At 62.7% G+C, this 13,036-nt stretch carries 10 protein-coding genes; 9 read left to right on the top strand and 1 reads right to left on the bottom strand.

Annotation, left to right across the window (positions count from 1 at the left end; genetic code table 11):
* Positions 1–180: hypothetical protein (locus tag Q7T64_RS02225; RefSeq protein WP_304790455.1), on the top strand; the 180-nt coding region annotated here is incomplete at its 5' end.
* 324 nt (positions 181–504) lie between these two features.
* Here the strand turns inward: Q7T64_RS02225 and Q7T64_RS02220 are convergent.
* Positions 505–1,284: a hypothetical protein gene (locus Q7T64_RS02220; protein ID WP_304790452.1), complete on the bottom strand. Its 780-nt coding sequence runs from the start codon at positions 1,282–1,284 to the stop codon at positions 505–507.
* A 347-nt stretch (positions 1,285–1,631) separates the two neighbouring features.
* Here Q7T64_RS02220 and Q7T64_RS02215 point away from each other — a divergent pair, with 347 nt between their 5' ends.
* The 8 genes from Q7T64_RS02215 to Q7T64_RS02180 all read left to right on the top strand — a co-directional run.
* The gene (locus Q7T64_RS02215) at positions 1,632–2,957 is read left to right on the top strand and encodes a hemolysin family protein (RefSeq protein WP_304790449.1); all 1,326 of its coding nucleotides are present in this window, start codon (positions 1,632–1,634) and stop codon (positions 2,955–2,957) included.
* 190 nt (positions 2,958–3,147) lie between these two features.
* On the top strand, positions 3,148–4,095 hold the full coding sequence (locus Q7T64_RS02210) for an MYG1 family protein (protein ID WP_304790446.1): 948 nt from the start codon (positions 3,148–3,150) through the stop codon (positions 4,093–4,095).
* Between the two features lie 142 nt (positions 4,096–4,237).
* The gene (locus Q7T64_RS02205) at positions 4,238–5,233 is read left to right on the top strand and encodes a zinc-binding dehydrogenase (protein WP_304790443.1); all 996 of its coding nucleotides are present in this window, start codon (positions 4,238–4,240) and stop codon (positions 5,231–5,233) included.
* 4 nt (positions 5,234–5,237) lie between these two features.
* The gene (locus Q7T64_RS02200) at positions 5,238–6,809 is read left to right on the top strand and encodes a class I adenylate-forming enzyme family protein (protein ID WP_304790440.1); all 1,572 of its coding nucleotides are present in this window, start codon (positions 5,238–5,240) and stop codon (positions 6,807–6,809) included.
* A 73-nt stretch (positions 6,810–6,882) separates the two neighbouring features.
* Positions 6,883–7,299, top strand: coding sequence for a PaaI family thioesterase (locus Q7T64_RS02195; RefSeq protein WP_304790437.1), 417 nt, complete (start codon positions 6,883–6,885; stop codon positions 7,297–7,299).
* A gap of 56 nt (positions 7,300–7,355) precedes the next feature.
* The gene (gene tcuA / locus Q7T64_RS02190) at positions 7,356–8,795 is read left to right on the top strand and encodes an FAD-dependent tricarballylate dehydrogenase TcuA (protein WP_304790434.1); all 1,440 of its coding nucleotides are present in this window, start codon (positions 7,356–7,358) and stop codon (positions 8,793–8,795) included.
* Positions 8,782–9,960 (top strand): tricarballylate utilization 4Fe-4S protein TcuB, encoded by a 1,179-nt coding sequence (gene tcuB / locus Q7T64_RS02185; RefSeq protein WP_304790431.1) that lies wholly within the window; start codon positions 8,782–8,784, stop codon positions 9,958–9,960. The genes tcuA and tcuB overlap by 14 nt, the downstream gene beginning before the upstream one ends.
* A 340-nt stretch (positions 9,961–10,300) precedes the next feature.
* Positions 10,301–13,036 (top strand): hypothetical protein (locus Q7T64_RS02180; protein ID WP_304790427.1); only part of this gene is annotated, 2,736 nt, incomplete at its 3' end.

Here is a 13,036-nt window from a genome sequence, read left to right as displayed (position 1 = left end):
GTTAAGCGGGGTGTGCGCCCCCGCGGGCGCGTAACTTTCTTTTTGGCGGCGCCAAAAAGAAAGTCACCAAAGAAAAAGGCGCTAAAACCCATTTGGCTAACCGTGCCTCGAAAGGCAACTCGATTCGAGCTCTCGAACAATCCGGGTTGCCATTTCACGCTGGGAATCGGCAAGGCGTGATTTTTCTCAGTGGATCAGCCAACCCGCTCCAGTTACTTTCCTTAGTGTTTTACCCGTGGGGACGCTAATGGCTTTGTAGAAGCTGCAGTTTCGGCCGACTCAAGCCTTGTCCCACAGTACTGACTCTCGCATGCATTAATGTGCCTGGCGCCTGGATGATTATGGGTTTGCAGCGCTGATCCATATTGGCGGGGAGGGTGTGATTGGCTTGCATGGCATGCCGGATACGCTGCTTTGATTGCTCGCCCATCGATGGGCATATTATCCGACGGCCCGCGCACGGCGGGCCTGGATTAGCCCCGCCGTGCGCTGGCTGTTGGCGGATTATCGGTTGCCGATCAGTGCCATGCCTGCGGACCTGTCGCTGGCGACAGCGGCAATAATCAACTGTGCTTTCTCGCTGTTCGGAATCGCCTGCCAGATGGCGATGCCGGTTCCCGTCGTATTGGCCGGCAGGCACGAGGCGCCAAATTGGGTCGTCACGTCATACAGGTTTGTTCCGCTTGCGCTTGGCACTACGGTGCCGGTAATGGTGCACGTTCCCGCCGTGCCGGTCAGCACACCGTCAGCCGTGATGTTGACGGATGTTGCCGTGCCATTGAGCTGATGCATGTCCCACGTGTGGGCAATATTGGCCGGAATTGCCGGCGTGTTGTAATTGAACGCGGTGCCCGGTGTGCCGTTGAAGCCGACTGTGCCGAGATTGGTGATTACCGAGCCGTTCCAGCTGGCGCCCGGCACGAAGCTGGCGTTCAGGGAAGCACTGGTCCAGATACCGCCCGCGCCATAGTTGCGCAAGTCCGATGAGTTGAACGTGCCATTCTTGCCGATGCCCGTGCCCTGCATGAAGCCGGACACGGCGAACGTGTTGGCGGCCACGTTCCCGTATGCGACCCAGTAGGTGCCGTCCTCCTGCACCAGTGCCTGGTACGCGGTGAAACTGCCTTTGTCGAATGTCCCGCCCCACACGCCTTCCGGAACGCTGAAAACATCGGTGCTGCCTGCGCTGAGCGCGTCGTCCTGGGTGTTCCCGCCCCCGCCGCCGCAACCGCCGAGTGCTACAGATATCGCCAGTGCCAATGCTGCTGTTGTTGCAAACTTCATTACCGTCCTCTTGGTTAAATTGCTGAGGACGGCATACTCGGGTTGGCGTCAATCGCCGACCAGATTTGTGTTTACATTGCTCGCGATTGTTAATGCTGCCCGGCAAGCCATTGCAAAAATCGCAGCACACCAAGATGGAATTGTCCAAGCTCATGACCGGGATCGCTGCGGCCGCGGCATCGGGCCTGCTTCGTCCCGTCATTCCCCCGCATTCCCCCGGCATTACCGCCCATTCACCCCGCATAAGGCCGTCCGTGGCCTGCGATTGGCGATTTTCCGGTCTCCAGCGGTTAGAATAGACCCCCTATAAACACACGAACTGACGGGCAACCGGGTGGTTCACCCCTGTGGACATACTGATCATCCTTGGCCTGATACTCCTGAACGGCGTATTTGCCATGTCTGAACTGGCGGTGGTTTCGTCCCGAAGAATTCGTCTGGAAAGACTCGCCGAGAATGGCAGCCGCGGTGCAGCCGCAGCGCTGCAACTGGCGGACAGTCCCAATCATTTCCTTTCCACGGTCCAGGTCGGGATCACGCTGATCGGCATTTTCAACGGTGCGTTCGGTGAGGCGTCGCTGGTTGCCCAATTGACGCCGCAGCTTGCCTCCCTGGCGGTGATTGCGCCCTATGCGCGCGAACTGGCGCTGGGCATCGTCGTGATCGGCATTACCTTTGCGTCGATCATCCTGGGCGAGCTGGTGCCCAAACGGATTGCCTTGTTGTATCCCGAAACCGTGGCGATGATCGTCGCCGGGCCGATGCAGTGGCTGTCGCGCATGATGGCGCCGTTCGTCAAGGTGCTGTCGGTGACGACCGAGTTCATCATGCGCTTGCTCGGATTGCACCATACGCGCGACACCCAGGTGACCGAGGAAGAAATTGCCGGCATGCTGCGCGAAGGCACCAATGCCGGCCTGTTTGAAAAATCCGAGCACGACATGGTCACCCGCGCACTGCGCCTGGACGACCTGCGCCTGGGCGCGCTGATGACGCCGCGCGCCGACCTTGAATTCCTTGACCTGGACGAACCGGTGCTGGACCTGCTGGCCAAGATCGCCGACAGTCACTACAACCGCTTTCCGGTGTACCGCGGCGACATGTCCAACCTGGTGGGCATCGTGCATGCTGGCGATTTGTTCGAACAGGCGATCCGCAACAATTCCCTGGCCAGTATCGACATTGCCGCCGTCGCCCGCCCGCCCCTGTTCGTGCCGGAGTCGCTGTCGGGAATGGACTTGCTGGAAACGCTGAAGAAGAACCGCGCCGAGCTGGCGTTGGTGGTGGACGAGTACGGCGAGATCGAAGGCATGGTCACGCTGTCGGACGTGATGAGCGCGCTGGTGGGCGACGTCACGGTCATGGACGAGGCTCATGAAGCCGATGCCGTGCAGCGCGACGATGGTTCCTGGCTGATCGATGGCGGCGTTTCGCTGGACCGTTTTCGTGACCTGTTGCAGACCGATGTACGCTTTCCCGACGAATCGGCAGCCAACTACCATACGCTGGCTGGATTCGTGCTGACCCAGCTGCGCCGGATTCCGCATGTGTCGGAGTATTTCGAGTGGGACGATTTCCGCTTCGAGGTGGTCGACATGGATCGCAACCGGATCGATCAGTTGCTGGTCACCCGGGTTGTCCGGACCGAGCCGCCGCCGCCCGAAGACGGTTGAATGCCAGCACGCCTGGCGGCCTGCGGGGTCGATCTGCCAGGTCAGGTTCATCGCTGGCATGGCCATCGAACCAGACCCTGATCCAGCCGGTCTTCCGGTTTTGTCCGGTTTTATTCGGTTTATCCGATTTTTCTCCCGCTTTTTACCCATTTTTCCAGGGCCTTGTGCCCGCTAAACGATTTGCTCGCCGATGATCATTGCCACCCATTCCGGAAAATTCCACGCTGACGACATCTGGGGCGTCGCCGCATTGATGCTGCTGTTCCCCGACAGTGAACTGGTGCGCTCGCGCGACGAGGCCGTGATCGCGCGCGCCGATTTCGCCGTCGATGTCGGCGGCGAATGGAATCCGCAGGCCGGTCGATTTGATCATCACCAGAAGGGCTTTCGCGGCGCCCGGCCGTCCGGCGTGGTGTATGCCAGCGCCGGGCTGGTGTGGAAGCAGCAGGGGCCGGCATGCGTGTCGCGCATTGCCCAGCAGGTGCCGGGTTTTGCGGTGACGGCCGAGCAGGCGCGGCATATTGCCGAAGCGATCGATACCGACCTGGTCCAGTATCTCGACATGTCCGACACCGGGGCGGCGCGCAGTGCGCCGGGCGGTTATGGCCTGTCGGCCGTGATCTCCGGCTTCAACCCCAACTGGCTGGATGAACAACAGGCCGGCGACGCGGCCGCGATCGAGGCCCTGCGCATGGCGCGCTTCCGGATGGCGCTGGGCTTCATGAAGGACATCATCGTCAATGCCGTCAAGTACCGCATTGGCGGCCTGACGGCGGTGCAGCGCGTGCGCCAGGCCACGGTGCTGGAAAATGGCTTGCTGCTGCTGATCGACAATGCGTCCTTGCCGTGGGCGTCGGTGGTGCGCAATGAAATGCCTGGCGTGCTGTTCGTGATCAGCCACAGCATCAGTGAAGATCGCTACATGCTGCATGCGGTGCCTTCCAATCCGGAGACCTTCGAGGCGCGGCGCGACTTGCCGGCGGCCTGGGCCGGTCTGCGCGATGCCGAACTGGCTGCCGTCACTGGCGTGCCGGATGCGCAGTTTTGCCATAACGGCCTGTTCATTGCCGCTGCCAAATCGTATGAAGGCGCATTGCAGATGGCGCGCCTGGCGCTGGCCGAACCGGTGCAGGCCTAGCAAACGGCCGGATTCATCGCGTTGGGCGAACAATCCAGCAAAACTAACTATTTGTTTTCGATAAACGCCACTCTTACCATTGCAGGTGATCATCACCCCCCTGCCGGCCAGAGGGGCGCAAAACCAACCAGTGAAAGAATCTATGACAACGACGATGAGAGTAGTCGCCATCCAGCAGCATGGCGGCGTCGAGCAAATGAAACTCGACCAATGGCCGGTACCGGTGGCGCAAGCGAACCAGGCACTCGTCGAAGTCAAGGCTTGCGGCCTGAATTACATGGACGTATTCGTGCTGCATGGCATGCCGGACATGCCCACCAAAATGCCGCGCATTCCGGGCGGCGACATTGCCGGCATCGTGCGTGAAGTGGGCGAGGGCGTGTCCAAAGACTGGATCGGCAAGAAAGTCGTGCTGTTCCCGCGCTTCCCCGAAGGTGGTGTGCTGGGTGAAAACGGCAACGGCGGCCTGTGCGAATTCATCGCCGTGGACCAGCGCCAGCTGATCGAAATTCCGGATGGCGTCAGTTTTGAAGACGCCGCAGCGCTGCCGATCGCCTACGGCACTTCACACCGCATGTTGTTCACCCGCGGCCGCCTGAAAAAAGGTGAAAAAGTCCTGATCCTGGGCGCATCCGGCGGCGTCGGCGTGTCCTGCCTGCAGTTCGCCAAGATGGCCGGCGCAGAAGTTTATGCCTGCACCAGCAGCGAAGAGAAAGCGCGCAAGCTCAAAGAGCTGGGCGCCGACCATGTGATCGATTATTCCGAAAACCCCGATTTCTCCAAGGCGGTCTGGGCCGCCACCGGCAAGAAGGGCGTCGATGTGGCCATCAACTTCACCGGCGGCGACACCTGGATCCCGACCCAGCGCTGCATGGCGACCAATGGCCGCATCCTGACTTGCGGCTCGACTGCGGGCCACCTGTGCGAGATCGACATTCGTTTCGTCTGGTTCCGCGAAATGGACATCATCGGCTCCCGCGCGTATGTGCCGGACGACATCAAGGCCTGCCTCGACTTTGTCGCCAGCAAGCAGCTCGCGCCGGTGATTGACAAGGTACTGCCGCTGGAACAGGCCGCAGAAGGCGTGCGCCTTCTCGACGAACGCCGCGTATTCGGCAAAGTCATCATCAAGATCTGAGCCCATGACCAATCAAACATCCGCATCGGACGCCGGCAATGTCGCCGCAGCGCCTGTCACGCACTACAAGAACCTCGGCTGCATCGGCCAGGACTTTTGCAACGACCTGCGCCCGGCCATCATTGACCTGTCGGGCGAGGCGCCGCGCGAGATCAGCTACAAGGCCTATAACGACGCCTGCGACGCGGTCGCACGTGGCTTGCTCAAGCGCGGTTTTGAGCCCGGCCAGCGCATCGGCGTGTTGTCGGGCAATCGTGCTGAATTCCTGGAAGTGTTTTACGGCGCCATGCGCGCCGGCGTGGTGCCGGTGCTGATCAATACGCTGCAGCCCAAGGACACGGTCGATTGGGTGATCCGTAATTCGGAAGTCAAACTGATCTTTACCGAAGCGGCGCTGCGCGCGCTGTGCCCGGCCGATATTCCTTCGATCGAATTCGACGATACTAGCGATGCCGGTTACAAGGCGTTCCAGGATTTCGGTCCGTTCACTGCGCGCGTGCCTGAATATAACGACGTCGCTTTCCATGCCTATACCTCCGGCTCCACCGGCCGGCCAAAGGGCGCGATGCTGTCGCACCGGGCCCATACCTGGGTGGCCGAGACCATCTCGCGCGACCGCAACTTTTGTCCGGACGACCGCATGATCGTTGCCGCGCCGCTGTATCACAAGCACGGCATGAACTCGATCAAGTGCGTGCTGGTCGGCGGCTCGACCGTGATCCTGATGCGCAAGTTCGACGCCCGCAAATATGTCGAAAACATTGCCCGCTACCGGCTCACCATCGTCTCCGGCGTGCCAACCATTTTCGCGATGATGCTGCAGCAGCGCGACCTGCTGGCCGGCAACGACTATTCGTATGTGCGCCTGGCCACGATGGGCGGCGCACCCGCTTCCGACGTGCTGATCGACGATGTGGCGGCACTGTTCCCCAAGGCCGGCATCGTGCAGATCTTCGGCATTACGGAAGTCAGCGCGGCGTTATTTGGTCCGCATCCCGACCCGACCGTGCCACGGCCGCGGCATTCGATCGGCTGGCCGGTCAAGGGCAATGAATTCCGCCTGGTTGGCGGCGCAGACGACAACTTCGGCACCCTGCATGTGCGCGGGCCGGGCATGATGAACGGCTACGTCAACAACCCCGAAGAAACCGCCAAGCGCCTGAAGGATGGCTGGTACAACACCGGCGACATCCTGCGCCGCGACGAAGACGGCTGGTATTACTTCATCGGTCGTTCCGACGACATGTTCGTCTCCAGTGGCCACAACATTTATCCGCTGGAAGTGGAGCTGATGCTGGAGCGCCACGACGACATCGAGCAAGCCGTGGTGGTGCCAGTGCCGGACGACATCAAGCACCGCATTCCGGTCGCCTTCATCGTCAAGCGCAAGGGTTCGGCCCTGACCGAAGAAGACGTCAAGCAGCATTCGCTGAAGAACGCGCCGCCGTACCAGTATCCACGGCAAGTGCATATGGTCGATGCGATGCCGATGAACACCGTGGGCAAGATCGATCGCCGCACACTGGAAGCACGCGCCCAGCAATTGCGCGAAGCCGCGAAGGCGGCCGACGCCTGAGGGCACATATCGCGCACGGCGCGCGGCTGCACGATCGCAGCCGCCGGCCAACGAAAAAAACCAAGGAGCAAGCATGACGCTGGAAGAAGTGCAGCAAATCATCGACAACGGTCCCTACCTGAGCTGGCTGGGGCTGAAGGTGCTCGACCTGGGTGAGGATTCGATCGAAGTGAAAGCGACCTGGCGGCCGGAGTGGGTTGCCAATCCCAAGCTGACACAGACGCACGGCGGCATCCTTGCTGCGCTGATCGATTTCGGCGCTGATTTCGCGCTGGTCAAGAACATCGGCCGGCCCGTGCCCACCATCGACATGCGGGTGGACTATCACCGGCTGGCAAAGCCCGGGAATTTGATTGTCAAAGGCAAGGTGATAAAGTTCGGCAAGCAATTTTCCGTCAGCGAAGCGCGGATCTATGACGAAGCCGGCGCGCTGATCGCCAGCGGACGCGGCACCTACATTACCGCGCCGGCGCCGGAAGCAGCGAAATAGTCGTGCCGCCGCTTGCCGATGCATCTGCTCGGCCAACATCAAAAAGGAGTGCCTGCGTGAAGCCGGACGTATTGGTAATTGGCGGCGGCAACGCCGCCTTGTGCGCTGCCCTGATGGCTCGCGAAGCAGGGGCGAGCGTGATGTTGCTGGAAGCTGCGCCGCGCGACTGGCGTGGCGGCAATTCGCAGCACACGCGCAATATCCGCTGCATGCACGACGCGCCGCAGGACGTGCTGGTGGACGCCTATCCCGAAGAAGAATACTGGCAGGATCTGCTCAAGGTGACGGGCGGCCTGACCAATGAAAAGCTGGCGCGGGTTGCGATCCGCGCCTCGTCCACTTGCCGCGACTGGATGCGCAAGCATGGCGTGCATTTCCAGCCGCCGCTGTCGGGCACGCTGCATGTGGCGCGCACCAATGCGTTTTTCATGGGCGGTGGCAAAGCCCTGGTGAATGCCTTTTACCGCAGCGCCGAAGCGCTCGGCGTGCAGATACGCTATGACGCGCCGGTGGACGAACTGCAACTCGACAACGGCCGCTTCGTCGCCGCCCGCATCAATGGCAAGGACGGCCCGGAATGGATCCATGCCAAGACCTGCGTGCTGGCTTGCGGCGGTTTTGAATCCAATATTGCCTGGCAGCGTGAAGCCTGGGGCGAGATCAACGGCGAATGGCCGGCCGACAATTTCCTGATCCGCGGCACCCGCTTCAACATGGGCGTGCTGCTCAAGTTCATGATGGGCACCAATGCCGACATCATCGGCGACCCGACCCAAAGCCATTGCGTGGCGATCGACGCCCGCGCGCCCTTGTACGACGGCGGCATCTGCACCCGCGTGGACTGCGTGTCGTTGGGCATCATGGTCAACCGCAATGGCGTGCGCTTTTACGATGAAGGCGAAGATTTCTGGCCCAAGCGCTATGCAATCTGGGGCCGGCTGGTCGCCCATCAACCGGCGCAGATCGGTTACTCCATCATCGACAGCCACGCCACCGGACGTTTCATGCCGCCGGTATTCCCGGGCGTAAAAGCCGACACCTTGCCTGCGCTGGCGGTCAAGCTTGGCATCGATCCGGATGCGCTGATGCGCACCGTGCAAGAGTACAACGCCGCCTGTCGGGTCGGCACCTTCGACCATAACGTGCTGGACGACTGCCATACCGAAGGACTCACGCCGGCCAAGACCCACTGGGCGCTGCCGATCGAAAAAGGGCCGTTCACCGCTTACGCGCTGCGCCCCGGCATTACCTTCACTTACCTGGGCCTGAAGATCGACGAGCGCGCCCGCGTGCACTTTGCCGGCGTCCCCAGCGACAACCTGTTCGTCGCTGGCGAAATGATGGCTGGTAATGTGCTCGGAAAGGGTTACACCGCCGGCGTGGGCATGGCGATCGGCACCGCATTTGGCCGCATCGCCGGCACCGAAGCCGCGCTGGCAGCACGCCAGCCGAGCGCAACAGAACAACCAGCAGGAGCACAACGTGCAGCAGCTTGAAGCCTTGCTCGACGACGCCCGCGGCACCGCCCGCATCGCACCGCCCGGCGCGGCCACGGCAGCCGAAAGCGAAGTCGACCGCCAACTGACGATTTGCAATGCCTGCCGCTATTGCGAAGGCTTTTGCGCCGTGTTTCCCGCCATGGCGCGCCGGCTGGAATTCAACAAGGCCGACGTCCATTACCTGGCCAACCTGTGCCACAACTGCGGCGCTTGCCTGCATGCGTGCCAGTACGCGCCACCGCATGAATTCGGCGTCAACATTCCGCAGGCGATGGCCAAGGTGCGGGTCCAGACTTATGCGGAATATGCTTGGCCTGCTGCGCTGGGCGCGCTGTACAAGCACAACGGCCTGACCGTGGCGCTGGCGCTGTCCGGTGGACTGGCGCTGTTCCTGGTGCTGGCGGTAATGATGTCGGGCTCCTTGTGGCATGCGCCGCTGGCCGGCAACTTTTACGCCGTGTTCCCGCACAACACGCTGGTGCTGATGTTTGGCGCGACCTTCGGCTTTTCCGTGCTGGCGCTGGCGATCGGTGTACGCAAATTCTGGCGCAATGTGACCGAACCGCAGTTCCTCGGCAATGCCAACCGCGAGTCCGTCGGTGAAGCCGCCCACGACGCCTTGCGATTGAAATACCTGGACGGCGGCCACGGCGAAGGCTGCAATGAAGAGAGCGACCGCTTCACGCTGATGCGGCGGCGCTTCCATCACCTGACCTTCTATGGCTTCATGCTGTGTTTTGCCTCCACCAGCGTCGCCACGCTGTACCACTACCTGTTGGCCTGGCCGGCGCCGTATCCGCTGCTCAGTTTGCCGGTGGTGCTGGGCACGGTCGGCGGCATTGGACTATTGATCGGACCGGCCGGATTGTTATGGCTGAACCTGCATCGCCACCCCTTGCATGGCGACGCCGAGCAGCGGCCGATGGATCGTGGCTTCATCCTGTTGCTGCTGCTGGTCAGCGCTACCGGATTGGCGCTGCTGGCCTTGCGCGATACCTCGGCCATGGCATTGCTGCTGGCCGTGCACCTGGGGACCGTGATGGCCTTGTTCCTGACGCTGCCCTACGGCAAATTCGCGCATGGCATTTATCGCAGCGCAGCCCTGCTGAAATGGGCGATTGAAAAGCGCATGCCCAGCAAGCTCAAGCTCGGCGACGACTGAGCACAGCGGCCTGATTCAAAAAACCCAAACGCGTCGATAGCCAGCGCTGTCGGCGCGTTTGCGATTGGCGACACCGTCGCAAGCACACCACAAATCCCTCCAATTTGTTTCGATAAACGCCCTTAAAAACGTTGTTCGAATGTAAATTCTTCGCGTTCGTTACCCGCCCACTATTTGTTGTCATTTCCATACCAAAGCCCCTCGCGATTGGATACCTTGGAGGCGGGAATGGCTATATCGGCAGCACGCAAGCGGTGCCCGTAACGCATCAGCAGCCGGTGTCTTCAGCTAGCCGCACCAGAGTCATTCCCCCGATCAACGATCTTCGGAGGATGGCAGCATGGTGGCTTTTGTCTCGGGCAACGGGCTTGGTCTGGACGGCAATGCATTGCGCATTCCCGGCCAGCAGGCCGACGCCGCCGCGCTCGGCCAGGCCGGCATGCGCGCCGTGGTCAATGCGCACACCGGCAACCTGGTGCTGCAGCGGCAGGACGAGATCCTGCTTGGCCGCGGCCCGGACGTCGCCATCCTGCGCACCTACAACAGCCAGGGCCTGCTGGACGACGACAATGCCGACAACTGGCGCATCGGCCTGTATCGCAGCATTGGCGGGCTGGCCGGCGCCATCAATGCGGCCGGCAGCACGCTGCGGCGCACCGACGGCGACGGCGCCGAGCAAGTCCATGCGTGGGACGCCGCGCGCCAGCGCTATGTCAGCCCCGACGGCCAGCACACGCTCACGCATGACGCTGCCGCCAACGACGGCAATGGCGCATGGACCTGGACCGACGGCGTCACCGGCGCCAGCGAGACCTACGACTGGTCCGGGTCGTGCGGCAAGCTGCTGCGCGTTGCCGACAGCGACGGCAATGCGCTGACCTATGCCTATGCCGGCAACTTGCTGGCCAGCGTCACCAGCGCGTCCGGCGAACAGACGCTGTTCGATTACAGCGGCACGCTGCTGACCCAGGTGCGCACCGTCAGCAATACAGGCGTGAGCACAGTGCGCACCCGCTATGCCTACGACGCCCATGCGCGGCTGGCAAAGGTCAGCACCGACCTGTCGCCGCAGGATGGCAGCATTGCCGACGGCAGGGTCTTCAGTAGCAGCTATACCTACGACGACAGCAATGGCCGCAGCACCCGGGTCGCCAGCGTCACCCAGTCCGACGGCATCGATCTGCATTTTACTTACACGCTGGTCGGCGACAACTGGCGCGTGGCCACCATCCGTGACGCGCTCGGGCGCGTAACCAGCCTGGCGTGGGACACGGTGGGCGGGCAGTCGCGCATCACCATCACCGATCCGGAGCGCCAGCAGAGCGTCACCACCACCGACAGCCTTGGCCGGCTGACCAGCATGCAGGGGCCGCCGGTGGCCGGAAAGAGCCAGCTGCTGGCCTGGACCTACAACGCCGCCGGCGACCTGCACAGCCAGGCCGACGCGCGCGGCAATACCACGCTGTATGACTACGACGCCAACGGCAACCAGGTGCGCGTGCACCAGCAGGATGCGGCGGGCAAGGCCATCGGCAACATCATCACGCGCGTGTTCGATGCGGACAAGCGGCTGGTCGTCGAAACGGTTTCCGGCGCAAGGGCAGCCGGCATCGATGCCGCTGTCGATGGCACGCCCGCCGCCAGCACCCGCCATGCCTGGGACAGCCGCGGCCACCTGCGTTTCAGCGTCAGCGCCGAGGGGCGCGTCACGGAATATCGCTACGACGCGCTGGGCCAGCGGGTAAGCCGCATCGACCATGCCGGCACACGCTACGACGTGCAGGCATTGGCCACCGATGCCGCGATTTCAGAATCCGCACTGGCAAGCTGGGTAGCCAGCGGCATTGCCGACCAGACGCGTAGCATGCGCACCGACACGACCTACGATTTCCGCGGGCAAGTGGCGTCCGTGACCACCTGGGCCACGCTGGATGCTGCCGGCAATGGCGTCGTCAATGGCACGCAAGCCACCACGCATTACATCCATGACGCCGCCGGCAGGCTGCTGTCCACCGTCGCGCCCAAGGGCGTGGCCACGACCACCATTTCGAGCGACTACGTCACCACCTTCGCCTACGACGGCCTTGGGCGGCTGACCCTGAGCCGCGACAGCCTGTACCGCACCACGATCACGGCCTACGATAATGCCAACCGCCGCGTCATCACCACGATGGCAAACGGGCTGGTCACGACCTCTGCATTCAACCGCGCCGGCGAATTGATCGGTGTGCTGCAATCCGACAGCACGGGCGCGACTGGCACGACGGCTTACCAGTACGACGCCGCTGGCCGCCCGCGCATGCGCCAGGACCCCACTGGCGTGCGCAGTTGGACCTTGTACGACGAAGCCGGGCGCAAGGTGGCCGACATCGAGCACGATGGCAGCCTGGTCGAGACCGTCCATGACGCCGGCGGCCAGGTCGTGCGCCGCGTCGCGTATGCGACTGCGCTCCCGGCAACGGCGCTGGTGTCCCTGGCCGATGCAAACGGCCAGCCGGCCAGTGTGACCCTGGCGTCCTTGCGCCCGGTGGCATCGGCCGGCGACCGCAGCACCTGGCAGCTTTACGACCATGCCAATCGCCTGGCACGGAGTATCGATGCAGACGGCTTTGTCACCAGCAATGTGCGCGACGCCGCCGGACGGATCATCGAAGTCATTCGCCACGCCACGCCGCTGTCGGCCACGACAATTGCCGCCATCACGACCGACACCGCGCATGACGATCCGGCGCTGTCGCCGCCGGCGCATGTGGACGACCGCCGCACGCGCCACTTTTACGACGCCGACGGTCTGGCCATCGCCACACTGGACGCTGCCGGCTACCTGGTGGAGAACGAGTACGACAGCGCCGCTCGCCTGGTGCATACGCTGCGCCATGCCTTGCAGACCGATAGCGCACTGCGCAGCACGGGCACGCTGGCACAACTGCGGCCCGGCGCACACGCCAGCGACATCCATGACTGGCTGTATTACGACAGCCGCGGCAAGCAGGTCGGCAGCGTCGATGGCGAAGGCTACCTGACCGAATCGGTGTATGACCAGCACGGCAACCTGACGCGGCAGGTGCGTTACGCC

Source organism: Lacisediminimonas sp., from assembly GCF_030645335.1.
In the GTDB taxonomy this organism is placed as follows: Bacteria; Pseudomonadota; Gammaproteobacteria; order Burkholderiales; family Burkholderiaceae_D; genus Lacisediminimonas.
The sequence above is the reverse complement of the archived record's forward strand: the minus strand, read 5'-3'. Positions and strand labels throughout refer to the sequence as shown.

Coding starts and splice junctions, on each gene's coding strand:
- Q7T64_RS02220 (WP_304790452.1), bottom strand. CDS start 1,284: ATGAAGTTTGCAACAACAGCAGCATTGGCACTGGCGATATCTGTAGCA.
- Q7T64_RS02205 (WP_304790443.1), top strand. CDS start 4,238: ATGACAACGACGATGAGAGTAGTCGCCATCCAGCAGCATGGCGGCGTC.
- Q7T64_RS02210 (WP_304790446.1), top strand. CDS start 3,148: ATGATCATTGCCACCCATTCCGGAAAATTCCACGCTGACGACATCTGG.
- Q7T64_RS02200 (WP_304790440.1), top strand. CDS start 5,238: ATGACCAATCAAACATCCGCATCGGACGCCGGCAATGTCGCCGCAGCG.
- Q7T64_RS02195 (WP_304790437.1), top strand. CDS start 6,883: ATGACGCTGGAAGAAGTGCAGCAAATCATCGACAACGGTCCCTACCTG.